Raw genomic sequence first — 25,767 nt, 5'->3', positions numbered from 1 at the left:
AGCGTGCGTAGCGCGCCACCGGCGGTTGCTCTTGGCCGCGCGCCTCTTCGCGATCCCGCAGAATGGATCGCAGTTAGGTGCGCCCGAGGCCGATCGGGTGCGGACGTCGACGCGGCCCTCTGGTCCGCTCCGCCCGCGCCACGTACGGACAGACCGACGGGTCGTTGTGGACGACAGTACGGACGGCGCACTCGTGAGACGGCGTAGGAGAGAACGAGACCAGTGAGTGCTGCGACGACGCGAAGCCGTACCCCGCGTACCCCCGACCGCCTGTGCGTCGAGGCGGTAGAACTCGCCCGGTCGGCGGCCGAGGAGGCCGCCTTCCCCGGCGTGGTGGGCGCGCATGTGACCGCGGTGGCGGAGGGCGACCGGGTCGTCACCCACTTCTTCGAGTGCAAGGAACCGGGCTACCGGGGCTGGCGCTGGGCCGTGACCGTGACCCGCGCCTCCCGCGCGAAGAACGTCACGCTCGACGAGACGGTGCTGCTTCCCGGCGACGACGCGCTGCTCGCCCCCGAATGGGTGCCGTGGAGCGAGCGGCTGCGCCCCGGTGACATGGGCCCCGGCGACCTGCTGCCCACCGACGCCGAGGACCTGCGGCTGGAGCCCGGCTGGTCGGGCGAGGACGCCCCGCCGCCGAACTCGGTGGTCTCCGCCGAGATGGCCGAACTGGTCGAGGCGGAGGACGCGGACGTCACCGACCGCGCCGTGGTCCCGGTGCGCGGGTCCATCACCTCCGTCGCCGAGGAACTCGGCATGCGGCGCGCCCGGGTCCTGTCGCGGTACGGGCTGCACAGCGCGGCCGACCGCTGGGACGAGTCCTTCGGAGCGAAGACCCCGATGGCGCAGGCGGCGCCCGCGTCGTGCGTGTCGTGCGGGTTCCTCGTCGCGATCGGCGGCTCCCTCGGGCAGGCCTTCGGCGTCTGCGCGAACGAGTTCGGTCCGGCGGACGGCCGCCTGGTGTCCCTCTCGTACGGGTGCGGGGGCCATTCGGAGGCCGCCGTCATGCCGAAGCCGCTGCGGCCCGCGCCGCACGTGCTGGACTCCGTGGCCTCGGACGAGTTCCCGCTGCGGCCCGCCTCCGGCACCGGCTCGGTGCCGGTCGCGGACCTCCCGGCCGCGGACCTCGGCCACTCGTAACCGCTCCGGCGCGGTTCCGGCGCGGTTCCGGGGCCGCCCCCGGGGCCGGGCTACTTCGGGGCGCGGCGGCCCAGCAGCCGCTTCGCCGCGAGGACGAGGACGGTTCCCGCCCCCAGGACCAGGGCGCCCTTCGTGAAGTCGCCCTCCCCGGCCGTCGGCTGACCGCCCGCGGCCGTGGCGCCCGGCTCCGGGGACGCCTCTCCCGGGGTTCCCTCCGACGTCTTCCCCGGCGCCGGCCGCGGATCCCGCGCCACCGGTACGGCCACCACCCGGCTGTCCGCGCCCTCGGAGCCGAACATCAGCGTCCGGCCGTCCGCGGTGTACGTCACCGATTCGGCCTGCCCCTGCCAGGGCGCGTCCACCCGTTCGCCCTCGCCCTGCGGACGGCCGTCCTTCCACCCGTACGTCCGGGCCGTGAAGTACCCGCGCAGCGTCAGCCGGGTGCCGTCCGGTGAGAACGCCCCGTCCGTGACCCACGGGGCGTCGGCGATCCGCCGGAACACGTTCCGGCCGTCGCCGGGCACGAGCCGCTCCGGGCCCTCGTACAGGCCGCCCCTCTGCTCGTCCTTGCTCGCGATGTACACCCGGCCCGTCACCGGATGGACCATCAGGGACTCGGCGTTGCGCGGCCCGTCGGCGTAAGTGACCGTGAACTGCTCGGCCTTGACGGTGGCGTCGCGCAGTTCCTTCGGCTCCGGGAACCGGTAGATCCACACGTGGTCCCAGGTTCCGCCCAGGTTGTCCCCGATGTCCCCGACGTACAGCTGCCCGTCCGGCCCCAGCGAGATCGCCTCGACGTCGCGCGGCTTGCCGATGCCCGTCAGAGCCAGCCGGGCCACCGTACGGCCGGTCGCCGAGTCCACGGCGTACACGTACGGGCCGTCGTCGCTGTCGTTGTGCGTCCAGTACACGCCCGGGTGCGCCCGGCTGGCCGCGAGCCCGCTCGACTCCTTGATCCGCGGGTCGGAGAGGGTGAACCCGGCCGCCCCGGGCGACTCCGCGGCGGCGGCGGCTCCCGGCAGGAGGACGAGGCAGCCGGCCAGGGCGGCGGTGAGGGCGGCGGTCGACGGCAGCAGGCGCATGCCCCAAGCCTGCCAGCCCGGACGGCGTGTCCGGCATCACAGGGGCGCCCGGCGGGTGATCCGCGATGATGACCGGATGCGTTTCATGTTCGTCGGCGACTCCATGACCATCGGACGCGCCGGCGACTACACCTGGCGCTACCGGATGTGGCAGCACCTCGGCGCCGCCTTCGGCGGGCCCTTCGAGATCGTCGGCCCGCGCACCACGCTGTACGACGACGGCGCCGCCGCCGGGGCGCCCGCCGCCGATCGACCCGCGGCCGGTCCGCCCGCCCGCCAGGGGTACGCCGGCCCGGACTTCCCCCGGGAGGCTCGCCGCCACCTGGCCGGCTGGGGCGAGGGCTGGCAGCACATGGCCCCCCTGATCGGCCCCGCCGCCGGGGCCGCCGGGGCGGACGTCCTGCTCGTCTCCCTCGGCCTGATCGACCTCGGCTTCTACACCCGCGCGGACCAGACCGCCGAGAACGTCCGCCGGTTCGTCGCCGCGGCCCGCGAGGCCCGTCCGGCCGTGCGGATGGTGCTGCTGCCGGTCATACCCAACGTCCGCGCCCGGCACGACGCGCCGTTCGCCGCCGAGGTGGCCCGCTTCAACGAGCTGCTGGCGAAGGCCGTGGCCGACCTGACCACCGACGCCTCGCCGATCCTGCTGGCCGCGCGCCCGGCCTCGTACGAGATCGACCACGACACCTACGACGGCACGCACCCCAACGCCTCCGGGGAGCACCGCATCGCCGGCGAGTTCGCTGCCGTCCTGCACCAGGGCTGGGGCCTCGGCGGCCCCTACCGCCCGGCCGCGCGGCCGTAACGGGCCCGTTCCGGGGCCGACTTGACCGGAGCCCGCGCGGCCGCCGCCCCGGGGCGAGAGGGCGGCGGCCGCGGTACGCCGTAGGGGCCCGCCTACCAGGCGAACGCCTCCGGGGAGGCACCCGGGCCGGGGAAGATCTCGTCCAGGGCCGTCAGCAGCTCCTCGCTCAGCTCCAGTTCGAGCGCGCGCAGGGCACTCTCCAGCTGTTCGGCCGTGCGGGGGCCGACGATCGGGCCGGTGACCCCGGGGCGCGTCAGCAGCCAGGCCAGCGCCGTCTCGCCGGGCTCCAGGCCGTGCTTGTCGAGCAGGTCCTCGTACGCCTGCACCTGCGCCCGTACGGACGTGTTCGCCAGCGCGTCGGCGGAGCGCCCGGAGGCGCGGCGGCCGCCCTGGACCTCCTTCTTGATCACGCCGCCGAGCAGGCCGCCGTGCAGCGGGGACCACGGGATGACCCCGAGCCCGTACTCCTGGGCGGCGGGGATGACCTCCATCTCGGCCCGGCGCTCGGCGAGGTTGTAGAGGCACTGCTCGCTGACCAGGCCGACACCGCCGCGGCGGGCGGCGGCTTCGTTCGCCTGGGCGATCTTGTACCCGGGGAAGTTCGACGACCCGGCGTACAGCACCTTCCCCTGCTGGATCAGGACGTCGACCGCCTGCCAGATCTCCTCGAAGGGGGTCCGGCGGTCGATGTGGTGGAACTGGTAGAGGTCGATGTAATCGGTCTGGAGCCGCTTCAGGCTGGCCTCGACGGCCCGCCGGATGTTCAGCGCCGACAGCCGGTCGTGGTTGGGCCAGGGGTCTCCCTCGCCGGCCATGTTCCCGTACACCTTCGTGGCCAGGACCGTCTTGTCCCGGCGGCCGCCGCCCTGGGCGAACCAGGTGCCGAGGATCTCCTCGGTACGGCCCTTGTTGTCACCCCACCCGTAGACGTTGGCGGTGTCCACGAAGTTCAGGCCCGTGTCGAGCGCGGCGTCGAGGATGCCGTGGCTGGTGGGTTCGTCTGTCTGGGGGCCGAAGTTCATCGTGCCGAGAACGAGTCGGCTGACCTTGAGTCCCGTGCGTCCGAGCTGCGTGTACTTCATGGGGCACAAGCCAACTGCCTGGAGTCCACTCCAGGCAAGAGCACCTCGCGAACCCGGGGCTCCCGCGGTGCGGGCAGGGCGGGGCCCGGCAGGGACGCGGGAGGGACTCGGGGGGCGCGGGCGGGCTACTGGCCGACGGCCGCCGCCACGGCCACGACGAGGAACATCAGCACGAGCACACCCGCCATGACGCGGTTTCTGGTCTTGGGATCCACCCGTCGAGACTAACCCGGCCCGCCGCAGGACCCCGCACGGCCCTCGGCGCCCGTGGACCAGCCGGGTCAGCCGCCGGTCAGCGGCCAGGCCCCGACGGTCTCGTAGCGGGGCTGCTCGCCCGGCACCCCGTCGACGGGGAGGTTGCTGCGGACCAGGCTGAGGGTGTCGGCCGTCCAGGGGGCGCCCTCGAAGCCGGCGAGGGCGTCGAGGTAGGGGCCCAGGGGGGTGGCGGAGTGGCGGCCGCGGGCCAGGGTGAGGTGCGGGGTGTAGCGGTGGTGCTGCTCCATCGGTACGCCGGCCCGCCGGGCGGCCGCGTCGGCCCGTTCGGCGAGCATCCGCAGCCCGTCCAGCCCTCCGGCGGCCCCGGCCCACAGGGCATGGTCGCCGAAGTGCCCGGAGCCGTGCAGCCGCAGGCCGAAGGGGGCGGTGCGGTGGGCGGCGCGCGCCAGCCGGGCGTGCAGGTCCGGGAGCACGTCGTCCCGTACCTCGCCCATGAAGGCGAGCGTGAAGTGCCAGCCGGCCTCCGCCGTCCACGTCAGCCGGTCGTCGCGCAGCGGCCGTACGGCCTGCGCCAGCTCGGCGACGGCCGTCGGCGGCGGGAGTACGGCGGCGAACAGTCTCATCCTGCGACCCTACCGGCGCCGCCGCCCGCGCCCCGGGCCCGTCAGGCGGCCGTGACCAGTTCGCGGCGGCGCGGCGAGGGCACGAAGGAGACCCCGTGCCGGTTCACCCGCAGGCGCAGGTTGCCGACGCGGGCCAGCACCACGGCGATGGCCACGGAGGCGACCAGCGAGATCACGCCGCCCGCCGCCATGCCGATCCGGGCGCCGTACGTGTCCGTGATCCAGCCCAGCAGCGGGGCGCCCAGCGGGGTCCCGCCGGTGAAGACCATCATGAACAGGGCCATGACCCGGCCCCGCATCTCGGGGTCGGTGGCCATCTGCACGCTGGAGTTGGCGGTGACGTTGACCGTCAGGCCGAAGACGCCGATCGGCACCAGCAGCGCGGCGAACAGCCAGAAGCCGGGCGCGAACGCCGTCACGGTCAGCAGCGCGGCGAACAGCACGGCGGCGGCCACCAGGAGCCGGAGCCGGGAGTGTCCGCGCCGGGCCGCGAGCAGCGCCCCCGCGAGGGAGCCGGCGGCGATCAGGGTGTTGAAGAGCCCGTAGGTGCCCGCGTCCCCGTGGAAGACCTCGCTGACGAACGCCGACAGCCAGATCGGGAAGTTGAACCCGAACGTGCCGATGAAGCCGACCAGCACGATCGGCCAGACCAGCTCGGGGCGCCCGGCGACGTACCGCAGTCCTTCGCGCAGCTGTCCCTTGGCACGGGGCCGGGGCTCGACCGGGTGCAGCTCGGAGGTCCGCATCAGCAGCAGTCCGGCGATCGGCGCGGCGAAGGACAGCCCGTTCAGCAGGAAGGCCCAGCCGGAGCCGACGGCGGTGATCAGCACACCGGCGATCGCCGGGCCGACCAGCCGCGCGGACTGGAAGTTGGCCGAGTTCAGGCTGACGGCGTTGGCGACCTGGTCCTTGCCGACCATCTCGGGGACGAAGGTCTGGCGGGCCGGGTTGTCGACGACGGTCACGAGGCCGAGCAGGAAGGCCGCGAGGTAGACGTGCCAGACCTGGACCTGTCCCGCGAGGGTGAGTACGGCGAGCGCGACGCCGGTGAGGCCCATGGCGCTCTGGGTGGCGAGCAGCAGCGGGCGCTTCGGCAGCCGGTCGGCGAGGACGCCGCCGTAGAGGCCGAACATCAGCATCGGCAGGAACTGCAGGGCGATGGTCACGCCGACCGCGGAGGCGGAGCCGGTCAGGGACAGGACCAGCCAGTCCTGGGCGATGCGCTGCATCCAGGTGCCCGTGTTGGAGACCACCTGGCCGGTCGCGAAGAGCCGGTAGTTGCGGATCTTCAGCGAGCTGAACATGGAGTTCTTGGCCGCGGGTGCGGAGCCTGCTCCGGGTGCCGCGGAGGCGCCGGATACGGCGGGTTCCGCGGATGCGGCGGTCGCTCCGGCGGTGGTGCCACCGGTGGCGGTCGTCGGGGTGGATATGTGGCCGGGTGCGGAGTCTGCTCCGGTTCCCGTACTCAAAAGCGTTCGCCTCCTGGCGTCGTTCCTACAGGTGGGCGAGCTTCTCCAGGACGGGTGCGGCCTCGCGCAGCTTGGCCCACTCCTCCTCGGTCAGCTCGGCCGCGAGCCCGGCCAGGAAGGCGTTGCGCTTGCGGCGGCTCTCCTCGAGCATCGCCTCGGCTTCCTCGGTCTGGCGGACCACCTTCTGGCGGCGGTCGTCGGGGTGCGGCTCCAGCGTGACCAGTCCCTTCGCCTCCAGGAGCGCGACGATGCGTGTCATCGACGGCGGCTGGACGTGTTCCCGCCGCGCCAGCTCGCCGGGGGTGGCCTGGCCGCACCGGGCGAGGGTGCCGAGTACCGACATCTCGGTCGGACTCAGCGACTCGTCGACGCGCTGGTGCTTCAGGCGCCGGCCCAGGCGCATGACGGCGGAGCGGAGATCGTTCACGGCGGCAGCGTCGTCGCCATGGGAAAGGTCATGCATGTCTTTAGAGTAACTCATTACTCTCGCTAAGGAACACCGGTTGTTTTTCGTCACTCGTACGGGTGAGTCGGCGGCGGAAAGCGGCACGCGTCCACGCCCTGTGCCCCGACTCTTTCGGCATGGGGACACATGTGCTGAGCATGCGCATAGACGGGGAGCTCCTCGACAGGCTCCGGACTCATGCCGCCAAACGCGGAATGAGCGTCCAGGACTATGTGGTCCGGACGCTCATTCGCGACGACTTCGACGAGCGCTTCAAGGCGGCCGTCGACGAGACGGAGAAGTTCTACGGGCTCACCTGATCAGGTGGGACGGGACGGAACCGGCGCGGGCCGGTCACGTGAGGCCGAGGGCCGGCATCGCGTAGTAGAAGACGAACACCACGGCCACGACGTACATGGCCACCGGGACACCGCGGCCCCGGCCGGTCGCCAGCCGCAGGACGCAGAAGCTCACGAAGCCGATGCCGATGCCGTTGGTGATCGAGTAGGTGAAGGGCATCATCACCATGGCCAGGAAGGCCGGGACGGCGATGGTGAAGTCGCTCCAGTCGATGTCCCTGACCGAGCCCGCCAGGATCAGGAAGCCCACCGCCAGCAGGGCGGGGGTCGCGGCCTGGGACGGGACCATGGTGGCGAGCGGCGTGAGGAACAGCGCCACGGCGAAGAGGCCGCCGGTCACGACGTTCGCGAAGCCCGTACGGGCACCCTCGCCGACGCCGGCGGTGGACTCCACGAAGCAGGTGGTCGCGGAGGACGAGGTCGCGCCGCCCGAGGCGACGGCCAGGCCGTCGACCAGCAGGACCCGGTTGATGCCGGGGAAGTTGCCGTCCTTGTCGATCAGCTTCGCCTCGTCGCCGACGCCGAGGATCGTGCCCATGGCGTCGAAGAAGCAGGACAGCAGGACGGTGAAGACGAACAGGACGCCGGTCAGCATCCCGACCTTCCCGAAGCCGCCGAACAGGCTGACCTGGCCGACGAGCCCGAAGTCGGGCGCGGCCACCGGGTTGCCGGGCCACTCGGGAACGGTCAGGCCCCACGCCTCGGCCGGCAGGTCCGTGATCAGCTGGACGGCCACCGCGGCGACGGTCATGGCCACGATGGAGATCAGGATCGCGCCCGGAACCTTGCGGATGATCAGCGCCAGGGTCAGCAGCGTCCCGACCACGAAGATCAGCACGGGCCAGCCGTGCAGGTGGCCGTCGCTGCCGAGCTGGAGCGGGACCGTGGTGTGCGCGGCGTCCGGGATGCGGGAGACGAAGCCCGAGTCGACCAGTCCGATCAGCATGATGAACAGGCCGATGCCGATGGCGATGCCCTTGCGCAGGCCCAGCGGGACGGCGTTCATGACCCGCTCGCGCAGGCCGGTGGCGACGAGCAGCATCACCACGAAACCGGCCAGGACCACCATGCCCATGGCGTCGGGCCAGCTCATGCGCGGGGCGAGCTGGAGGGCGACCACGGTGTTCACGCCGAGGCCCGCGGCCAGCGCGATCGGGACGTTGCCGATGACACCCATGAGAAGGGTGGAGAAGGCGGCCGTCAGGACGGTGGCGGTGACGAGCTGGCCGCCGTCGAGCTGGTGGCCGTACATGTCCTTCGCGCTGCCCAGGATGATCGGGTTCAGCACGATGATGTACGCCATCGCGAAGAACGTCGCGAGACCGCCCCGGACCTCGCGGGCCACGGTGGAGCCGCGCGCGGAGATCTTGAAGTAGCGGTCGAGTCCGCTCTCCCCCGAGGGGGGCTCCGGGGTGGTGGGCGTGGTGGCGGGGGCCGGGGTGCTCATACGGTCCTCATTGGGTGGTTCATACGAAGAAAATGGGCCACGCCCACACCGTTTCAGTATGAACACATGAACGAAGGAGCGTCCATCTCCGCGCGTAGACCCTGCCGCAACCGGCCTAGACTTGCCGCATGGCGAAATGGACAGCGCGGCACGAGGCGCCCGAGCCCCTTGAGGGTCCGGTCGTCGCCACCGTCACCGGCGGCACGGTCATCTGGTTCGCCCTCTTCCTCGTCCAGCTCCCCTTCTACGGGTGGTTCTCCGACCGCGGCCAGCTGTGGTGGGTGTGGACCTGCGCGGCCGGCGGCGTCCTCGGCCTGATCGGCATCTGGTACGTCCGCGGCCGCGAGGCGGCCCTGAAGCGCCACGCGGAGGCGGCGGCCGAAGCCGAGGCCGCCGCGTCGGCGGGGTCCGACGAAGGCGCCGGGCCGGGCGGGCCGGCCGCCGGGGGCTGAGCGGCGGGCGCTGACCGGCGGGGGCCGACCGCCTGGGGCTGACCGGCCCGGCCGCGGCGGCCGGGGGAGACCAGGGAACGATTCGGGTCATCCCCAGGTCGGATCTTCGGTCCGCTCGGCGGGTGAAGCGTTCGAACGCCCTTTACCGTCGAGAGCATGACGCAGCGGGCGAGGATCGAATCCGATGGACCGGAGCCGGGCGGCCCGGCCGCCGGGACCGCCATCGACGCAGGGGCCGAGCTGGATCCCGTACACCCGATGCGGCTGCCCGCCCCCAGATTCAAGCCGGGGGGACTGAGCACCGCCGAAGTAGCCGAACGGGTCGCGAGCGGCGACGTCAACGACGTCCCCGTGCGTTCCTCGCGCTCCACCACCGAGATCGTCCGCGCCAACGTCTTCACCCGCTTCAACGCGATCATCGGCGTGCTGTGGGTGGTCATGCTGTTCGTCGCGCCCATCCAGGACAGCCTGTTCGGCTTCGTGATCATCGCGAACACCGGCATCGGCATCATCCAGGAACTGCGCGCCAAGAAGACCCTCGACGGTCTCGCCGTCATCGGCGAGACCAAGCCCAGCGTCCGCCGCGACGGCCGGACCGCCGAGATCTCCACCTCCGAGATCGTCCTCGGTGACGTGATCGAGCTCGGCCCCGGCGACAAGGTCGTCGTCGACGGATCCGTCGGCGAGGCCGACGGGCTGGAGATCGACGAGTCCCTGCTCACCGGCGAGGCCGACCCGGTCCTGAAGAAGCCCGGCGACCCCGTCATGTCGGGGTCCTTCGTCGTCGCCGGCGGCGGCGCGTTCACCGCCACCAAGGTCGGCCGCGAGGCGTACGCCGCCCAGCTGGCCGAAGAGGCCTCCCGCTTCACGCTCGTCCACTCCGAGCTGCGCTCCGGCATCTCCACCATCCTCAAGTACGTCACCTGGATGATGATCCCGACCTCGATCGGCCTCATCATCAGCCAGCTGATCGTCAAGGACAACAACCTCAAGGACTCCATCGCCCGGACCGTCGGCGGCATCGTCCCGATGATCCCCGAGGGGCTCGTGCTCCTGACCTCCGTCGCCTTCGCGATCGGTGTCATCCGGCTCGGCCGCAAGCAGTGCCTGGTCCAGGAGCTGCCCGCCATCGAGGGCCTCGCCCGTGTGGACGTCGTCTGCCTCGACAAGACCGGCACCCTCACCGAGGGCGGCATGGACGTCACCGAACTCCGCCCGCTCGGCGGCGCGGACCCGGCGTACGTCAAGAAGGTCCTCGGCGCCCTCGGCGAGTCCGACCCCCGCCCCAACGCCAGCCTCCAGGCCATCATCGACGCCTACCCGGACAGCGCCGAGTGGCGCTGCACCGAGTCCCTGCCGTTCTCCTCCGCCCGCAAGTACAGCGGCGCCAGCTTCAGCGAGGGCGACGGCGAGAACAACACCTGGCTGCTCGGCGCCCCCGACGTGCTCCTCCCGGCGGGCGACGCGGCCCTCGACGAGATCAACGGGCTCAACGAGCAGGGCCTGCGCGTCCTGCTCCTCGCCCGCTCCGGCCGCGAACTCGACGACGCGGCCGTCACCACCGGCGTGCGGCCCACCGCCCTGATCGTCCTGGAGCAGCGGCTGCGCCCCGACGCGGCCGACACGCTGCGCTACTTCGAGGACCAGGGCGTCAAGGCGAAGGTGATCTCCGGCGACAACGCCGTCTCGGTCGGCGCGGTCGCCGGCAAGCTGGGGCTGCCGGGCGCGGAGAACACGGTCGACGCCCGCACGCTCCCCACCGACCGGGAGGAGATGGCGAAGGCCCTCGACGAGAACGCCGTCTTCGGCCGCGTCACCCCGCAGCAGAAGCGGGACATGGTCGCCGCCCTCCAGTCCCGCGGCCACACGGTCGCCATGACGGGCGACGGCGTCAACGACGTGCTCGCGCTCAAGGACGCCGACATCGGCGTCTCGATGGGATCGGGCTCGGAGGCCACCCGCGCGGTCGCGCAGATCGTGCTGCTGAACAACAGCTTCTCGACCCTTCCCTCGGTGGTCGCCGAAGGGCGCCGGGTCATCGGCAACATCACCCGGGTCGCGACCCTCTTCCTCACGAAGACGGTCTACTCGGTGCTGCTGGCCGTCCTCGTGGTCTGTTCGCAGGTCGAGTACCCCTTCCTGCCCCGCCACCTGACCCTGCTGTCCACCCTCACGATCGGCATCCCGGCCTTCTTCCTCGCGCTGGCGCCGAACAAGGAGCGGGCCAGGCCGCACTTCGTGAAACGGGTGATGCGCTACGCCATCCCGGGCGGCGTCATCGCGGGCACGGCCACCTTCGTGACGTACCTGGTCGCCCGCTCGTACTACACCGGCCCGGACGCCCTGAAGGCGGAGACCAGCGCGGCGACGCTGGCCCTGTTCCTGACCTCGATGTGGGTCCTGGCGATCATCGCCCGCCCGTACACGTGGTGGCGGGTCGGGCTGGTCGGCGCGATGGGCCTGGCGTTCCTGATCGTCCTGGTCGTGCCGTGGCTCCAGGAGTTCTTCCAGCTCAAGCTGGTGGGCACCACGATGCCGTGGATCGCGGTCGCCATCGCGGCCGCCGCGGCGACCCTGATCGAGTTCACCTTCCGCTGGGTCGACCGCAGATTCCCCGCCTAGACCCGCAGTCCCGGCCCCTCGTGGGGCCGGGGGCGGGCGGGGTCAGTCGAACCAGCGGTCGCGGGCCAGTTCCGCCGTGCGGGAGGCGTCCTCCAGGAGGGCCGCCACCTCGAAGCGGCGGGGCCACTGGCCGGCCGCCCAGGCCAGGCCCGCCGCCACGCCCTCCAGCGTGGCCGCGTGCACGGTGCCGTCGGGGGTGCGGCGCCAGTCCAGCTCGGTGCCGCCCGCGATCAGCTCCTCGTGCTCCAGGTAGCCCGCGGGGGTGGCCGGGCCGAGCAGGACCCGTACCGACTCCGGTACGTCGTGCTCCTCGCCGGGCGTGCTCACCTCCGCCGGGACCGTCTGCGACAGCCGGCGCACCTGGAGCAGCTCCGCCAGGTCCGCCGCCCGGGCCGGGGCGACCGGCAGCAGCGGCAGGCCCGCCGTCAGCGGCAGCAGGTCCGGGGCGTCGGCGATGACGGCGTCGGCCGCGTCGACCACCCGGACCTCGCCGTCCACCACCGCGCGCAGCTCGTCCGGCAGGGTGACCTGCTCGGGGTCCAGGTCGGCCAGCGCCCCGTACAGGCCGTGCAGTTGCCGGTCGGTGACCTCGCGGTCCGGATCGGCCAGGCGGGCCAGCAGCTCGGCCGCGCCGCCGGGCTCCTCCAGCAGGGCGGGCACGGTCGTGCGTACGCCGAGGGCCCGCAGCACCTGCTCGTCCTCGAACCCGGTGGCGTCCGCCGGGGTGTAGAGCCCCGCGAGCAGCGGGTCGCCGCCCGCCGAGCGCAGGCCCGCGGGACGGCGGCCGTCGAGCACCGGGTGGTCGCGCAGCCACCAGGCGGTGTACGGGCGCACCGACCGCGTGGTGCCGTCCGGGAGCAGGATCCGTACGGGCTGGGTCAGCGCGTCGCGCAGCGGCGGCCGCGCGAGCATCGCGAGGGCCTGCGGCCAGCAGTCGTCGTCGACGAGGTCGAGGTCGCGCACGGCGACCAGCTCGGTCGCCACCGGCGGCACCGGGGTGTCCGGCAGCTGGTCCAGTACGTCCTCGCACCACACGTCCACGGCGTCCAGCAGGCCGGCGTCGTCGGGCTCGGCGAAGTCGCCGTCGCGGGGCTCCAGTTCGTCGGGGTCCAGGACCACGTCGGTGGCGCGCACCAGCTGGAACTCGGCCAGCACTCCGCAGGCGGTCAGCGGGCCCGCGCCCCACCGGTCCACCAGGTCGGCGTCCACGTACGGGACCTCGTCCTCGCGGATCACCGAGGCCAGCGGCGAGCCCGGCAGCAGCAGTTCGCCCGCCGGGGTCGGTTCGCCGTCCTCGTCGGGCAGGGCGAGCGCGCCGAGCCAGGGCTCGTCGCCCGCGGCGAGGTCGGCGTCGCGGACCAGGCCGAGGACCACCTCGGCCAGCTCGTCCGCGTCCAGGGTGTCGGCGTCCTCGTCCCAGATGTCCCCGGCGTCCAGGGAGGCGGCGACGGCCGCCCGCACCTGCGGGGTCGTCAGGACCGCGCGCGGGGTGGCCGGGAGGGCGCCGAGCTTCTCCAGCAGCGGGTGCGCGGCGTCCGGGTGGGCCACCTTCAGGCCGAGGCGGGCCAGGTTGTCGGGGGTGTCCGTGCCGGGCAGCAGGATGTGCCGGGGGCCGATCGCGGTGCGGCCGTCGGCCAGCGGGACGGGCAGCCCGGACAGCCGGTCGGGGTCCACCCCGGCGAGGCTGTCGTAGAGCCGGTGCCACCAGTCGGGGGTGCGCTCGATCCCGGCGATCCGCTCGATGGCGTCGCCCAGCGGGAGCCGGCCCACGCCCAGGGCGCGCAGCTCGGCGCGCCGTTCCAGGCCGGCCGGGAGCAGCGTCGGCAGGACTTCGGCGAGGACGCGTACGGTGTCGGCGCCCGCGCCCTCCACCACTTCGGCCTCGAAGGGGCGCAGGGCGGCCCGCGCCTCGGCCCCGTCGTCCTGCCCCGCCCGGTCCTCGTCGGGGGCGGGCGGGACGGCGGGGGCGAGGAAGGCCGTACGGGGAAGGCGCTGCAGGACGGCGGCGCGCAGGGCGCCGTCGAGCTCGCCCTTGCCGAGCGGGCCGGGCACGAGGTCGACGAGGGCGGTGGTCACCGGCTCCCAGGTGCCGAGGAGTTCGGCGTAGGCGTCGGCCGCGCGCTCCACGAGGAAGTCGGTCAGCGGTCCGGGAGCGGGGTGCCGGCGGGTGGGGTCCAGGGGCAGGGTCGCGATGAGCAGCGCGGGGAGGCCCAGCGGTTCGTCGGTGGGGGTCGGGGCGTGCACGACGGGGGCGGTGGCGGGGCGCACGGGGGCGCCGTCGGCGTCGACGGGTACGGACCAGGACACCGCCCAGGTGGGCCGCAGCCGCTCCTCGACCGGGCGGTCGGCCAGCAGGGCGCGTTCGAGGGGGCCGCCGTGGCGGACGGTGCGCCAGCGGCTGGTGCCGGCGGCGGAGTCCTCGATGACGGTGTACGGGCCCTCGTCGCGGCGGTAGAGGGTGCGGGCGCCGTCGGACGGGGTGTCGATGACGACCTCGCGCAGCCCGGGCAGGGTGAGCAGCAGCGCGTCGTCCACGGAGGCGAGCAGCCGTGCCACGAGGTCCTCGGCGGCCGCGTCGCGCAGTGGGAGCACCACGACGGTGTCGTAGCCGTCGGGCGCGGTGCCCTCGGCGGGCAGCGGCAGCCGCAGCAGCGGGACATGGCCGTCGCGGCGGCGCAGCTCGTCGCCGAGCCCGGGGCTGCCGACGGCGGCCCCCCTGGCCAGCTCGCGGGCCTCGGCCAGCGACCAGCGGACCCCGCCGTGGCGGCCGAGGACGGCCGGCTCGTCGCAGACCGCGAGGACGGCCGCGAAGCCGACGCCGAACCGGCCGACGGTGTCGCCCGACCCGGTGGACTCCCGCTTGGCGGAGGCGCGCAGGGTGCTCAGCGACTCCACGCCGGTGGCGTCCAGTGGGGCGCCGGTGTTGGCGACGGCCAGGACGCCGTACCCGCCCTCGCCGGGGTGCAGGGTGAGCCGCAGCCGGCCGGGGACCGCGGCGCGGGCCGCGGCGTCGGCGGCGTTCTGCGCCAGCTCGATGACGAGCCGGTCGCGGTAGCCGCCGAGCGCCAGGTCCTCCTCGGCGTTGGCGTCCTCCCGGAAGCGGGCGGGGCCCGCGCCCCAGGCGTCGAGCACCCCGCGCCGCAGCCGGGCCGTGCCGAAGGGGTCCACGCCGTTCTGGGCCGCCGTCACTCGCACGTTCACGCCACTGCCTCCAAGCCGTACTGCATTCGGGAATGCCGAGCCCTGAAGGTATCGCGTACGGGGTCAGACCTTGCCCGTGAGGTGGGCGAACACCACCACGTTGGCGTCCCAGTGGCGGTCGGCGGTGAGGTCGCCGCCGCAGGTGATGAGGCGCAGTTCGGCCTTGCCGTGGGTGTCCCCGTAGACCTTGTCGGTGGGGAAGGCGTCCTTCTTGAAGGTGTCGACGGCGTCCACGGCGAAGACGGCGGTGGTGCCGTCGGTGCGGTGGATCTCGATCTTCTGGTCCTTCTTCAGTTCCTTGAGGTGGTAGAAGACGGCCTCGGGGGTCTGCGGGGTGTCCATGTGGCCGACGACGGCGGCCGCGCCCGCTTCTCCGGGGGTGGGTCCCTCCTTGTACCAGGCGGCGTCCTGCGGCTTGGCGAAGTCGGGCTCCCGCATGACGCCTTCGGCGTCCAGGCCGACGGTGTCGAGCGGCGCGTTCACCGACAGATCGGGGATCTTCACCCGGTCCGGGACGGACGGCGGGAGCGGGGCCGCGGAGCTCGCGCCGGCCGGGGCGTGGCCCGCGCCGTCGGCGGCTCCGGCGCTGCCCGCGGAGCAGCCGGCGGCGAGGACGGCGGCGAGGGCCGAGGCCCCCGCCAGGGCGGCCGTACGGCGTGCGCGGCCGGTGCGGCCGCCCTGGCGGAGCGTGGTGGGCTCAGGCATTGCTGGTCTCGGGGAGGAGACCGGCGGGGGCCTGGCCGGTGTTGACGGAGCCCTTGGGGGTCTTGTGCAGGCTCGGGTCCAGCGGCTTGACGTCGTGGCGCGGGGCCGGACCGGCCTTGGCCTCGGTGGAGAACTTCACGACGTCGAACTCCTTGCCGCCGGCGAAGGCGTGCACGCCGTAGTAGCCGGACTTGACGTCCTTGGCGACGGTGGCGGTGCCGGTGAAGGCGCCCTTGCCGTCGCTCTTGAGGTTGACCTGGCCGCCGAAGGCGCCGGACGTCACGAAGGCGTTCTTCTCGGCGGTCTTGACGGTGACGACGACCTTGTCGCCGGGGCGGCCGAAGTCGGTCGACAGGTTCAGGGCGGAGGGCCGCGGGGTGGGCTTGGGGGCCGGGGCGTCCGCGGTGACGCGCAGCTGCGCGGTGGCCTGGAGCTTGGCGCCGTCGGGGCCCGTGCCGGTCAGGGAGACGCCGTAGTCGCCCGCCTTGACGTCGGAGACCGTGGCGGTGCCGCCGCGGCCGTCGGTCATCCTCACGTCGGCCAGGGCCTTGGAGGAGACGGAGAGGTGTGTGGAGCCGTCGGGAACGTCCATCTGGAAGCTGACGGAGGCGCCCGGCTTGGCGCTGGGGGCCGACAGCGTGAGGCCCGCGGCGGCCGCGTGGGCGTGGCCGTCGGTGGTGGTGCCGTCGGTGGTGGGGCTGGAACTGCCCGCAGGAACAGGGGTGTCGGCCGCGAACGCGGTGGCGGCGCCGCCGAGGGCCATCGACGAGGCGAGGACGATCGCCGAGAGGGTGAGTGCCTTGCGCATGAGGTTTCCTCCTGAACGGGCCGGGGTTTTTCCCGGCACACCAGACATGAGGGACATCCTGGGCGGTTTGGTTGCGGCCCTCCGGAGGGTCAAAGGAGGCCCCTGCCGAAGGTCCCCCGGCATGAAGCCGCAGGTCGCGCGGGGGCCGCGGTAGTGCCGTTTGCGGGCTGTTTGCCGCGATTTTTGGGACGAAAGTCCCGGCGGACGAGGCCGCCGGCGGACGGCGGGAACGCCGGAGCCCCCGGCGACGTGACGTCGCCGGGGGCTCCGGGGCGGTGCGGGAACACCGCGGGTACGGCTGCGGTTACAGCTTCTCGATCACGTAGTCGACGCACGCGGTCAGCGCCTGCACGTCCGCCGGGTCGATCGCCGGGAACATCGCGACGCGCAGCTGGTTGCGGCCCAGCTTGCGGTACGGCTCGGTGTCCACGACGCCGTTGGCGCGCAGCACCTTCGCGACGGCCGCCGCGTCGATGTCGTCCGAGAAGTCGATCGTGCCGATGACGGCGGACCGCTTGTCGGCGTCCACGACGAACGGGCTCGCGTACTTCGACGCCTCGGCCCAGCCGTACAGGTTGCGTGCGCTGGCCGCGGTGCGGCCGGTCGCGAACTCCAGGCCGCCCTGGCCGTTGAGCCACTCCAGCTGCTCGTTCAGCAGGAAGAGGGTCGACAGTGCCGGGGTGTTGTACGTCTGGTTCTTCAGCGAGTTGTCGATCGCCGTCGGCAGCGAGAAGAACTCCGGGATGTGCCGGCCCGAGGCGTGCACGCGGGCCGCGCGCTCCAGGGCCGCCGGGGAGAACGCCGCCAGCCACAGGCCGCCGTCCGAGGCGAAGGACTTCTGCGGGGCGAAGTAGTAGACGTCGGTCTCGGTGATGTCCACCGGCAGACCGCCGGCGCCCGAGGTCGCGTCCACCAGGACGAGGGCCCCCCCGTTAGCACTGTCGGCGCCCGCGACGCGCTTGATCGGCGCCGCGACACCCGTGGAGGTCTCGTTGTGCGTGAACGCGTACACGTCCACGCCCGCCTCGGCGACCGGCTCCGGGTGGGTGCCCGGCTCCGAGGAGATCACGGACGGCGCGTCCAGCCACGGCGCGAGCTTCGCGGCCTTGGCGAACTTCGAGGAGAACTCACCGAAGGTGAGGTGCTGCGACTTCTGCTCGATCAGCCCGGCGGTCGCGATGTCCCAGAAGGCGGTGGAGCCGCCGTTGCCCAGGATCACCTCGTACCCCTCGGGGAGGGAGAAGAGGTCCCGGATCCCCTGACGCACCGAGCCGACCAGGTTCTTGACCGGGGCCTGGCGGTGAGAGGTTCCGAGCAGGGAGGTACCGGTGGCGGCGAGGGCGTCCAGCGCCTCGGTCCGCACCTTGGAGGGGCCCGCGCCGAAGCGTCCGTCGGCGGGCTTGATGTCAGCGGGAATCTGGATCTCGGCCACGAGCGGAGCGTATCGGGTACCGGTCCACCCCTCGGAGGCGCGTCCACCCGGTGAGACGCGCCGGGACGGTGGCAGGCTGGGCGCCGTGACGTCTCCCGGGGAACTCGAACGGACATTGCGGGCGAACCTCCGCGGGGAGGTGGACTTCGGCGCCGCCGCGCGGGCCCTGGCGACCATGGATGCCTCGAACTACCGGCGCGTCCCGGTCGGCGTGGTCGCCCCGTACGACGCCGACGACGTGGCCGCCGCCCTGCGCGTGTGCGCCGACGCCGGGGTCCCCGTCGTCCCGCGCGGCGGCGCCACCTCCATCGCGGGCCAGGCCACCGGCACGGGCGTCGTGCTCGACCTGACCCGCCACATGAACGCCGTGGTGTCGGTCGACCCGGCCGCCCGCACCGCCGTCGTCCAGCCCGGCCTGGTGCTCGACCGGCTGCGGGACGCGGTCCGCCCGTACGGACTGACCTTCGGGCCCGACCCCTCCACCCACTCCCGCTGCACCCTCGGCGGCATGATCGGCAACAACGCGTGCGGGGCCCACTCCGTGGCCTGGGGGACCACCGCCGACAACGTCGCGGAGCTGGCCGTGACCGCGTACGGCGGCGCCTCCCACCGCCTCGGCAGCGGCTGGGACGGCGCCCCCGCCGGACTGCGCGAACTCGTCGCGGGGAACCTCGCCGTGCTCCGTACCGGGCTCTACGGCCCCTTCGGGGACTTCTCGCGGCGGATCTCCGGCTACGGCGGACTCGACGCCCTCCTCCCCGAACGCGGCACCGGGCTCGCCCGCGCCTTCTGCGGCAGCGAGGGCACCCTCGGGGTGGTCACGGAGGCGGTGGTGCGCCTGGTCGAACCCCCGGCCGCGCCCGTCCTGGCCGTCCTCGGGTACGCCGACGAGACCGCGGCCGCCGAGGCCGCCGCGGGCTTGCTTCCGTACGGTCCGCTGACCCTGGAGGGCATGGCGCACGACCTCGTCGGGGCCGCGGCGGCCGGTCTCCCGCGGGGCGCTGCCTGGCTGTTCGCGGAACTGCCGGACGAGGGCGCGGCGCGGGCCCTGCTGCGCGGCGCCGACGCCGTGGACGCGCGGCTGGTGACCGGCCCGGCCGGGCAGCGGGCGCTGTGGCGGATCCGCGAGGACGCGGCGGGCACTGCGACACGGCTGCCCGGGGGCGCGATGGCCTGGCCGGGCTGGGAGGACTGCGCGGTGCCGCCGGCCCGGCTGGGCGCGTACCTGCGGGAGTTCCGCGCCCTGCTGGCCGCGCACGGCCTGCACGGATCCCCCTACGGGCACTTCGGCGAGGGCTGCGTCCACGTACGGATCGACTTCGACCTGGTGACCCGGGAGGGCGTGGCCCGCTACCGGACCTTCTCGCAGGAGCTGGCCGGCCTGGTCGTCGCGCACGGCGGCTCGCTGTCGGGGGAGCACGGGGACGGCCAGGCGCGGGCGGAGCTGCTGCCGAGGATGTACGGGCCGGACGCCATCGCCCTCTTCGGCGCGTACAAGGACGTGTGGGACCCGGCGGGCGGCATGAACCCCGGCATGCTGGTCCGGCCGGCCCGGCTGGACGAGAACCTCCGCTTCGCGGTGCTGCCGGACACCCTCTTCGCGGCGGAGGTCGCCCGGTGCGTGGGCGTCGCGAAGTGCCGCTCGACGGAGACGGGCGGGGCGGCGGTGATGTGCCCGTCGTACCGGGCCACGGGCGAGGAACGGCACTCCACGCGCGGCCGGGCGCGGCTGCTGCACGAGATGCTGGCCGGGGAGATCGTCACCGACGGCTGGCGCTCGGCGGAGGTCGCCGGCGCGCTGGACCTGTGCCTCGGCTGCAAGGGGTGCCTGAGCGACTGCCCGGTGGGCGTGGACATGGCCGCGTACAAGGCGGAGTTCCTGCACCGGCACTGGGCGGGCCGGATCCGCCCGCTCGCCCACTACACCCTGGGCGGCCTCCCCGGCTGGCTCCGCCTGATCGCCCGGCTGCGGCTCGCGGCCGTCGTCAACGCGGCCGCCCGCCGCCTCCCCGTCCCGGGCCTCACCCGCGCCCGCCCCCTCCCCCCGGTCACCCGCACCCCCTTCACCCACTGGTGGCACACCCGCCGAACCCCGGCCCCGCCCCGCGATTCAGCCTCGCCGGCGTTTGAGGCGCGGGTCCGGGCGGAGCCCGACGGCCGCCCGCAGGGCACCGGTACCCCGGCCACCGGCCCCGCCACCCGAGCCACCGGCCCAGGTACCGGCACCGCGACGCCCGTCGTGCTGTGGCCCGACACCTTCACGCAGCACCTCGCCCCCGAGACCGGGCGCGCGGCCGTCCGCGTCCTGGAGGCGGCCGGGTTCGCCGTCACCGTCCCCCGGGGCCCGGTCTGCTGCGGCCTGACGTACGTCTCCACCGGCCGCCTGGACCGCGCCCGCACGGTCCTGCGCCGCACCCTGGACACGCTGGACGCCTCCGGCGGCACCGGCAGGACCGGCGGAACCGACACAACCGGCGCCACCGCCACCGCCACCCCCGTCCTCGTCCTGGAACCCAGCTGCGCCGCGGCCCTGCGCACCGACCTCCCCGCCCTCCTCCCCGACGACCCCCGCGCGCACCGCCTCGCCGCGGCGGTCCGCACGTTCGCCGAGACCCTGGAGGAGTACGCCCCGCACTGGCGGCCGCCCCGGATCGACCGGCCGGTCGCCGGTCAGACCCACTGCCACCAGCACGCCGTGCTCGGCGACGCCGCCGACCGCCGGCTGCGCGAGCGGGCCGGTCTCACCGGCGAGCTCAGCGGCGGCTGCTGCGGCCTGGCGGGGAACTTCGGCTTCGAGCCCGGCCACCACGACGTGTCGGTCGCCTGCGCCGAGGAGCAGTTGCTGCCGTCCCTGCGCGCGGCTCCGGACGCCGCCCTGATCCAGGCGGACGGGTTCTCCTGCCGTACCCAGATCGCCCAGCTCGGCGGGGTACGGGCCCGCCACCTGGCGGAACTCCTGGACGAGGCGCTGTGAAGCGGGACTCCAGCGCCGTGCGGTAAGGAAAAACCTGCCGGGACACTCCTTACCGAAGCCCTTAGGCTGGAGACATGACCGCCCCCTCCGAACCGGCCGCCCCCGCCGCGGCCCCCGCAGCCCCCGCCCCCCTCATCCCCGGCCCGCAGGGCCTCGCGGCAGCCCCGCAGGACTCCGCGGCGGCCCGGTTCGGCCCGGTCGCGCTGGTGGTCGCGGCGGGGGTCTCGGTGCAGTTCGGCGCCGCCCTCGCGGTCACGATCATGCCGAGGGCGGGTGCGGCGGGCGTGGTCACCCTGCGCCTCGCGGCCGCCGCCCTCGTGCTGCTGCTCCTGTGCCGGCCCAAGGTGCGCGGCTACTCCCGCGCCGACTGGGGCACGGTGCTCGCCTTCGGCGTCACCATGGCCGGGATGAACGGCCTCTTCTACCAGGCCGTGGACCGCATCCCACTCGGTCCGGCCGTCACCCTGGAGGTCCTCGGCCCGCTCGCCCTCTCGGTGATCGTCTCCCGGCGCCTGGTGAACCTGCTGTGGGCGGGCCTCGCCCTCGGCGGCGTGGTCCTGCTGTCCGGCCACGGCGGCGGGGGGCTCGGTTTCGGTTCCCTCGATCCGGCGGGCGCCGCCTTCGCGCTCGGCGCGGGCGTGATGTGGGCGGCGTACATCGTCTTCAGCGCGCGCACCGGCCGCCGCTTCCCGCAGGCCGACGGCCTGGCGCTGGCGATGGCCGTGGCCGCGCTGCTGTCGCTCCCGCTGGGCGTCTTCGAGGCCGGGTCCGCCCTGCTGGTGCCGAGCACCCTCGCGCTGGGCCTCGGGGTGGCCGTGCTGTCCTCGGTCCTGCCGTACACCCTGGAACTGCTCGCCCTGCGGCGGCTCCCGGCCTCCACCTTCGCGATCCTGATGAGCCTGGAACCGGCCATCGCCGCCACCGCCGGCTTCCTCGTGCTGAACCAGGCCCTGTCCGCCGTGGACGCCCTGGCCATCGCCCTCGTGATCGCGGCCAGCATGGGCGCGGTCCGCTCCCAGACCCGCAAGCGCGCCCCGGGGCGGACCCCGTGAAGGACCCCCGCGTCGACGCCTACCTCGCCGGGGTTCCGGAGGCCCGCCGGGCGGCCCTGACCCGGCTGCGCGAGCTGTGCGCGGCCGAGCTGACGGGCTTCGAGGAGCAGATCGCGTACGGGATGCCGGTGTACGTCCGGCCGGGCGCGGAGGAGGGGGAGATCGCCTGGGCGAACCAGAAGCAGTACATCTCCTTCTACCTGCTGCGCACGGACGTGCGCGACGCCTTCGCGGACCGGCTGGCCGGCCACGACATGGGCAAGGCGTGCCTGCGCTTCCGCAGTCCCGCCAAGGTCGACTTCGACCTCGTCCGGGACCTCCTGCGGGCCACGGCCGGGGCGGCGCCGGGACCGGTCTGCTGACAGTGCCGGGAGCGGGCCGCTCTCACGCGTACCGGGCCGCCATCGCCGCCAGCGTGGACCTGACGCGGTCCCGCAGAGCCGTCGGGAAGAGGACCTCCGCGTCCGCGCCCAGCGACAGGAACTGCCCTTCGGCCCGCGCCTCGGACTCGATCGGCAGGGTCGCTCGCGTCCACCCGGGGAGTTCCGGGTCGGGCTCGCCCGTGGCGGCCAGCGCCCGGGCCTGGACCCCCGTCAGCCCGGCGGCCCCGCGCGCGGAGAGGCGTACGACGGCCTCCTCCGGGTAGAGACGCGCGTGGAAGTCGGCCTGGGTGCGCTGCCAGTGCGCCGCCAGGTCGAAGCCTTCCGGCAGCTCCGGCTCCGACTCCCCGGCCGTCTCGGTGACCCGCAGGATCTGGTCCACCCGGTACGTCCGCGCCTCCCGCGTCCCGTCCGGGCCGTGTGTCCCGTCCGGGCCCGGTGTCCCGGCGGGCGCCGCCACCAGGTACCAGCGGCCGGCTTTGAGGACCAGCCCGTACGGGGCCAGCCGGCGTTCCACCTCCTGCGGGGCCCGCCACCGCCGGTAGCGGACGTCGATCACCCGGCCCCGCCACACCGCGTCGGCGACCTGGGCCAGGTACGGGGTCTCCTCGTGCTCCGCGTACCACCCGGGCGCGTCCAGGTGGAACCGCAGCCGCATCCGGTCCGCCTGGGCGCGCAGCTCCGGCGGCAGGGCCGCCCGCAGTTTCAGCTGAGCCGCCGACAGGGCCCGGCCGAGGCCCAGCTGCGCCGCCGGGCCCGGCATCCCGGTCAGGAACAGCGCCTCCGCCTCGCCCGCGTGGAGGCCGGTGAGCCGGGTGCGGTAGCCGGCGAGCAGCTGGTAGCCGCCGCTGTGGCCGGCGTCCCCGTACAGCGGTACGCCCGCCGCGCTCAGGGCCTCCGCGTCGCGGTAGACGGTGCGTACGGACACCTCGAGCTCCCGCGCCAGCTCGGCGGCGGTCATCCGGCCGCGCGTCTGGAGCAGCAGCAGGATCGACAGCAGGCGGCTGGACTTCATCGGCACTTCACTGACACAGGATGTCAGGGGAGCGCTCCTACGGTTCCCCCGTATCGCAACGGATCCAAGGGAGCACACGGCATGGACGACTTCGACTTCCTCGTCGGCAGCTGGGACGTCGCCAACCGCCGGCGCGTCGACTTCCTCGACGCGGACAGCCCGTGGGAGGAGTTCCCGGCGGTGTCGCGTATCTCGCGGCACTTCGGCGGCGGCGCGAGCTTCGACGAGGTCGACTTCCCGACGAAGGGCACCGGCGGCCTGACGCTGCGGCTCTTCGACCGCGAGCGCGAGGAGTGGTCGCTGTACTGGGCGAGCGGGCGCACCGGCACCCTGTTCCCGCCCGTCGTCGGCCGGTTCGACGGCGACCGCGGGGTCTTCGAGGGGGAGGACACGCACGACGGGAAGGACGTCCGCGTGCGGTACGTGTGGTCGGGCACCTCGGGAGCCGCGCCGCGCTGGGAGCAGGCTTTCTCGCTCGACGGGGGCGCGACCTGGCTGGACAACTGGACGATGGACTTCGCGCGCCGCCCGTAGCAGGGCCCGTGGCGCGGGCGGCTGCGGCCCGCAGCGGTCCGCCCGCCCCGCCGGCACGGGGGTCCGGAGGGGCGGGCGGGCCGGGGGGACTCAGCCCAGCGGCAGGTCCACGTACGACGGCGTCGTCTCCGGGGAGGTGAAGGACAGCGTCGCGCGCGGCAGGTTGGCGTCCCCGTAGAAGGGGTCGCGGGCGTCGATCACCAGCATCAGCCGGTGGCCCGGCGGGACGTCGTACGCCGTCGCCTGGAGGTCGATGTCCGCGCTGATCAGGCTGTCGGGAGCCGAGTCCAGGTCGGTGTACGGGGCGTGCGTGACGAGGTGGGCCGTGCCGTCGGGCGCCAGGTCGAGCAGGTACGCGACGAAGGTGGAACTCGGATTCGCCGCCCGGTAGGTGACGCGCAGCCTCGGCGTGCCGCGCAGCCGGGTGGTGTCCTCGGCCGGGGCCGACGCCCACACCGCGGCGACGGTGCGGTCGATGTCGGCCGTCGGGTAGACCTTCGGGCGGCCGGCGATCTCGGCGTACCCGGAGGTGACGACCGCGTCGGCGACGGTGGCCGGGGTGTCGACCCCGCACAGGACGCCCGCCGTCCAGCCGGCCTCCGGCTCCTCGGTGAGTTCCCCGCCGCCCGCCAGGTGCAGCCGGTGTACCCGCTCGGTGAGGGAGTGCCAGGTGGGGCGCGGTTCGAGGGTCTTGTTCCACATGACCTCGCTGAGCACCTGGCCCTCGTCGGCGATGCCGTTGTCGATGCCGCGCAGGTGGTGGTCGAACCAGCGGTGGGCGTCCGTCCAGATCCGGTTGGGCAGGCCGAGCATGCCCGTCATCTCGGGGCCGGAGTGGTCCCCGATGGAGAGGGCGAGGCGCTTGGGGCCGGTCAGCTCGTTGAACATCTTCAGCGTCTGGTTGGCCGGGAAGAGGGTCTCGTGCCAGGCGTGCGCGAAGTAGACGGGCAGCTGGCGGCGGTTGAGCTCCTTGATGTGGCTGAACGGCGAGCGGATCTCCGCCCATTGGAGGGTGCCCAGGATGTCGCGGTTGCCGAGGACGTTGTCGAAGACGCTCTGCGTCTGCGGGCTCAGCCGCGCCTTCGCCGCCGCGCCGAGCAGGGCCCGCACGGCCGCGACGTGCCGGGTGGAGTTCTCGTAGAACGCCTCCCCGAGGTCGCCCCAGCTGCTGAGCGCGACCACGGCGTCGACGCGGGTGTCGTGCGCGGCGACGAGCTGGCTGATGCCGGAGCCGTACGAGTCCCCGAGGAAGCCGATCTTCGTCACCGGTCCGGAGGCCCGCTCGATGAGGTGGTCCAGGGCCCGGCTGCCGTCGGCGACGTCCAGCGGGCCCGCCACGTCGACCTGGCCCTCGGAGGCGGCGAAGCCGCGGGTGCTGTAGGCGAGGACGTCGTAGCCGCGGGCCGCGAAGAGGGTGGCCTGGACGGCGTACGTGAGCCAGCCCAGGTCGGTCCAGGGCGAGGGCATCACGATCACGGGCCGGGGGCCGGCCCCGGTGTGGCGCCAGAGCGCGGCGTCGAGCCGGTCCCCGTCGGCGCCGGTCACCTTGCCGCGGGTGAAGACGGTCACGGAGCGGGCCTCGGCGACCTCGGCCGCGCGGGCCGGGGCCAGGCCGGTGAGGTCGCCGCTCTCCAGGGCGGTGACGAAGGCGCCGAGGGTGGTCGCGTCGAGTTCGGGATAGAGGGAGGCCGGGGCGGGAGCGCCGGAGGAGCCGGAGAAGCCGGAGGAGTCGGGTCGGGAGGAGCCGGGGCGGGAGGAGGAGGCTGGAGTCACGTCGGTTCATCCTCTTCGTCGAGTTTCGTCGAGTTCGTCGAGTGACATGAACGTGGTGTGCTCGCCCGGGCCCGGAGCGGAACGTCCAGTATCGACGGGACATCCGGTGACGTATCGCGCGTTTCCCGCTTACGGCCTGAATTGCCCCCGC

21 protein-coding genes are annotated in these 25,767 nt (G+C 73.9%); 9 read left to right on the top strand and 12 right to left on the bottom strand.

What is annotated here, in order from left to right; genetic code table 11:
• Window positions 1-222 precede the first annotated feature (222 nt).
• Window positions 223-1,140 (top strand): DUF3027 domain-containing protein, encoded by a 918-nt coding sequence (locus ABT106_RS05785; protein WP_351272833.1) that lies wholly within the window; start codon window positions 223-225, stop codon window positions 1,138-1,140.
• Window positions 1,141-1,190: 50 nt separating this feature from the next.
• On the opposite strand, the gene ABT106_RS05780 is transcribed toward ABT106_RS05785, so the two are convergent.
• On the bottom strand, window positions 1,191-2,222 hold the full coding sequence (locus tag ABT106_RS05780) for a WD40 repeat domain-containing protein (RefSeq protein WP_351272831.1): 1,032 nt from the start codon (window positions 2,220-2,222) through the stop codon (window positions 1,191-1,193).
• Between the two features lie 76 nt (window positions 2,223-2,298).
• Here ABT106_RS05780 and ABT106_RS05775 point away from each other — a divergent pair, with 76 nt between their 5' ends.
• A complete protein-coding gene (locus ABT106_RS05775; protein ID WP_351272829.1) occupies window positions 2,299-3,027 on the top strand; it encodes a GDSL-type esterase/lipase family protein in 729 nt (242 codons plus the stop codon).
• A gap of 92 nt (window positions 3,028-3,119) precedes the next feature.
• Here ABT106_RS05775 and ABT106_RS05770 read toward each other — a convergent pair whose 3' ends face one another.
• The 4 genes from ABT106_RS05770 to ABT106_RS05755 form a co-directional block, all read right to left on the bottom strand.
• Window positions 3,120-4,109 (bottom strand): aldo/keto reductase, encoded by a 990-nt coding sequence (locus ABT106_RS05770; RefSeq protein ID WP_351272826.1) that lies wholly within the window; start codon window positions 4,107-4,109, stop codon window positions 3,120-3,122.
• Between the two features lie 281 nt (window positions 4,110-4,390).
• The gene (gene thpR / locus ABT106_RS05765) at window positions 4,391-4,948 is read right to left on the bottom strand and encodes an RNA 2',3'-cyclic phosphodiesterase (protein ID WP_351272823.1); all 558 of its coding nucleotides are present in this window, start codon (window positions 4,946-4,948) and stop codon (window positions 4,391-4,393) included.
• 41 nt (window positions 4,949-4,989) lie between these two features.
• Window positions 4,990-6,417 carry an MFS transporter gene (locus tag ABT106_RS05760; protein ID WP_351272820.1) on the bottom strand — a complete coding sequence of 476 codons (1,428 nt, stop codon included), beginning with the start codon at window positions 6,415-6,417 and terminating at the stop codon, window positions 4,990-4,992.
• Between the two features lie 25 nt (window positions 6,418-6,442).
• On the bottom strand, window positions 6,443-6,880 hold the full coding sequence (locus ABT106_RS05755; protein ID WP_351272818.1) for a MarR family winged helix-turn-helix transcriptional regulator: 438 nt from the start codon (window positions 6,878-6,880) through the stop codon (window positions 6,443-6,445).
• A gap of 119 nt (window positions 6,881-6,999) precedes the next feature.
• Here ABT106_RS05755 and ABT106_RS05750 point away from each other — a divergent pair, with 119 nt between their 5' ends.
• Window positions 7,000-7,182, top strand: a complete 183-nt coding sequence (locus tag ABT106_RS05750; RefSeq protein WP_030156886.1) for a hypothetical protein — start codon at window positions 7,000-7,002, stop codon at window positions 7,180-7,182.
• A 34-nt stretch (window positions 7,183-7,216) separates the two neighbouring features.
• Here the strand turns inward: ABT106_RS05750 and ABT106_RS05745 are convergent, their stop codons facing one another.
• The gene (locus ABT106_RS05745) at window positions 7,217-8,668 is read right to left on the bottom strand and encodes an NCS2 family permease (protein ID WP_351272814.1); all 1,452 of its coding nucleotides are present in this window, start codon (window positions 8,666-8,668) and stop codon (window positions 7,217-7,219) included.
• Between the two features lie 128 nt (window positions 8,669-8,796).
• Here ABT106_RS05745 and ABT106_RS05740 point away from each other — a divergent pair, with 128 nt between their 5' ends.
• Both ABT106_RS05740 and ABT106_RS05735 read left to right on the top strand, forming a co-directional pair.
• Complete coding sequence (locus ABT106_RS05740; RefSeq protein ID WP_351272812.1) at window positions 8,797-9,120, top strand: DUF2530 domain-containing protein; 324 nt, start codon at window positions 8,797-8,799, stop codon at window positions 9,118-9,120.
• Window positions 9,121-9,276: 156 nt separating this feature from the next.
• A complete protein-coding gene (locus ABT106_RS05735; protein WP_351272809.1) occupies window positions 9,277-11,742 on the top strand; it encodes a cation-translocating P-type ATPase in 2,466 nt (821 codons plus the stop codon).
• 42 nt (window positions 11,743-11,784) lie between these two features.
• Here the strand turns inward: ABT106_RS05735 and ABT106_RS05730 are convergent, their stop codons facing one another.
• From ABT106_RS05730 to serC, 4 genes are all read right to left on the bottom strand, one after another.
• Complete coding sequence (locus ABT106_RS05730) at window positions 11,785-14,937, bottom strand: sacsin N-terminal ATP-binding-like domain-containing protein (protein ID WP_502979231.1); 3,153 nt, start codon at window positions 14,935-14,937, stop codon at window positions 11,785-11,787.
• A 69-nt stretch (window positions 14,938-15,006) separates the two neighbouring features.
• A complete protein-coding gene (locus tag ABT106_RS05725; RefSeq protein ID WP_351272803.1) occupies window positions 15,007-15,648 on the bottom strand; it encodes a class F sortase in 642 nt (213 codons plus the stop codon).
• Window positions 15,641-16,456 carry a hypothetical protein gene (locus ABT106_RS05720; RefSeq protein WP_351272801.1) on the bottom strand — a complete coding sequence of 272 codons (816 nt, stop codon included), beginning with the start codon at window positions 16,454-16,456 and terminating at the stop codon, window positions 15,641-15,643. The genes ABT106_RS05725 and ABT106_RS05720 overlap by 8 nt, the downstream gene beginning before the upstream one ends.
• 304 nt (window positions 16,457-16,760) lie before the next feature.
• A complete protein-coding gene (gene serC, locus ABT106_RS05715) occupies window positions 16,761-17,888 on the bottom strand; it encodes a phosphoserine transaminase (RefSeq protein WP_351272798.1) in 1,128 nt (375 codons plus the stop codon).
• On the opposite strand from serC, the gene ABT106_RS05710 reads away from it, so the two are divergent.
• The 3 genes from ABT106_RS05710 (at window position 17,860) to ABT106_RS05700 (ending at window position 22,276) form a co-directional block, all read left to right on the top strand.
• On the top strand, window positions 17,860-20,862 hold the full coding sequence (locus tag ABT106_RS05710) for an FAD-binding and (Fe-S)-binding domain-containing protein (RefSeq protein WP_502979227.1): 3,003 nt from the start codon (window positions 17,860-17,862) through the stop codon (window positions 20,860-20,862). The two genes, serC and ABT106_RS05710, sit on opposite strands and share 29 nt — an antisense overlap.
• Before the next feature lie 74 nt (window positions 20,863-20,936).
• Window positions 20,937-21,914 (top strand): EamA family transporter, encoded by a 978-nt coding sequence (locus ABT106_RS05705; RefSeq protein WP_351272796.1) that lies wholly within the window; start codon window positions 20,937-20,939, stop codon window positions 21,912-21,914.
• The gene (locus ABT106_RS05700) at window positions 21,911-22,276 is read left to right on the top strand and encodes a DUF1801 domain-containing protein (protein WP_351272794.1); all 366 of its coding nucleotides are present in this window, start codon (window positions 21,911-21,913) and stop codon (window positions 22,274-22,276) included. Before ABT106_RS05705 ends, ABT106_RS05700 begins: the two co-directional genes overlap by 4 nt.
• 22 nt (window positions 22,277-22,298) lie before the next feature.
• Here ABT106_RS05700 and ABT106_RS05695 read toward each other — a convergent pair whose 3' ends face one another.
• A complete protein-coding gene (locus tag ABT106_RS05695) occupies window positions 22,299-23,309 on the bottom strand; it encodes a helix-turn-helix transcriptional regulator (RefSeq protein WP_351272791.1) in 1,011 nt (336 codons plus the stop codon).
• Between the two features lie 81 nt (window positions 23,310-23,390).
• Here ABT106_RS05695 and ABT106_RS05690 point away from each other — a divergent pair, with 81 nt between their 5' ends.
• On the top strand, window positions 23,391-23,843 hold the full coding sequence (locus ABT106_RS05690; RefSeq protein WP_351272788.1) for a hypothetical protein: 453 nt from the start codon (window positions 23,391-23,393) through the stop codon (window positions 23,841-23,843).
• A 90-nt stretch (window positions 23,844-23,933) separates the two neighbouring features.
• Here ABT106_RS05690 and ABT106_RS05685 read toward each other — a convergent pair whose 3' ends face one another.
• The gene (locus ABT106_RS05685) at window positions 23,934-25,616 is read right to left on the bottom strand and encodes a CocE/NonD family hydrolase (protein ID WP_351272785.1); all 1,683 of its coding nucleotides are present in this window, start codon (window positions 25,614-25,616) and stop codon (window positions 23,934-23,936) included.
• Window positions 25,617-25,767 lie beyond the last annotated feature (151 nt).

It is taken from the genome of Streptomyces sp. NPDC002044, assembly GCF_040296725.1.
GTDB classification, from domain to species: domain Bacteria; phylum Actinomycetota; class Actinomycetes; order Streptomycetales; family Streptomycetaceae; genus Streptomyces; species Streptomyces antarcticus.
The sequence above is the reverse complement of the archived record's forward strand: the minus strand, read 5'-3'. Positions and strand labels throughout refer to the sequence as shown.

What these genes read in the sequence shown, in the direction of transcription:
- ABT106_RS05780 (WP_351272831.1), bottom strand. Translation starts at nt 2,222, where the DNA reads ATGCGCCTGCTGCCGTCGACCGCCGCCCTCACCGCCGCCCTGGCCGGC.
- ABT106_RS05775 (WP_351272829.1), top strand. Translation starts at nt 2,299, where the DNA reads ATGCGTTTCATGTTCGTCGGCGACTCCATGACCATCGGACGCGCCGGC.
- ABT106_RS05770 (WP_351272826.1), bottom strand. Translation starts at nt 4,109, where the DNA reads ATGAAGTACACGCAGCTCGGACGCACGGGACTCAAGGTCAGCCGACTC.
- thpR (WP_351272823.1), bottom strand. Translation starts at nt 4,948, where the DNA reads ATGAGACTGTTCGCCGCCGTACTCCCGCCGCCGACGGCCGTCGCCGAG.
- ABT106_RS05755 (WP_351272818.1), bottom strand. Translation starts at nt 6,880, where the DNA reads ATGCATGACCTTTCCCATGGCGACGACGCTGCCGCCGTGAACGATCTC.
- ABT106_RS05750 (WP_030156886.1), top strand. Translation starts at nt 7,000, where the DNA reads ATGGGGACACATGTGCTGAGCATGCGCATAGACGGGGAGCTCCTCGAC.
- ABT106_RS05745 (WP_351272814.1), bottom strand. Translation starts at nt 8,668, where the DNA reads ATGAGCACCCCGGCCCCCGCCACCACGCCCACCACCCCGGAGCCCCCC.
- ABT106_RS05740 (WP_351272812.1), top strand. Translation starts at nt 8,797, where the DNA reads ATGGCGAAATGGACAGCGCGGCACGAGGCGCCCGAGCCCCTTGAGGGT.
- ABT106_RS05735 (WP_351272809.1), top strand. Translation starts at nt 9,277, where the DNA reads ATGACGCAGCGGGCGAGGATCGAATCCGATGGACCGGAGCCGGGCGGC.
- ABT106_RS05725 (WP_351272803.1), bottom strand. Translation starts at nt 15,648, where the DNA reads ATGCCTGAGCCCACCACGCTCCGCCAGGGCGGCCGCACCGGCCGCGCA.
- ABT106_RS05720 (WP_351272801.1), bottom strand. Translation starts at nt 16,456, where the DNA reads ATGCGCAAGGCACTCACCCTCTCGGCGATCGTCCTCGCCTCGTCGATG.
- ABT106_RS05710 (WP_502979227.1), top strand. Translation starts at nt 17,860, where the DNA reads ATGTCAGCGGGAATCTGGATCTCGGCCACGAGCGGAGCGTATCGGGTA.
- ABT106_RS05705 (WP_351272796.1), top strand. Translation starts at nt 20,937, where the DNA reads ATGACCGCCCCCTCCGAACCGGCCGCCCCCGCCGCGGCCCCCGCAGCC.
- ABT106_RS05695 (WP_351272791.1), bottom strand. Translation starts at nt 23,309, where the DNA reads ATGAAGTCCAGCCGCCTGCTGTCGATCCTGCTGCTGCTCCAGACGCGC.
- ABT106_RS05690 (WP_351272788.1), top strand. Translation starts at nt 23,391, where the DNA reads ATGGACGACTTCGACTTCCTCGTCGGCAGCTGGGACGTCGCCAACCGC.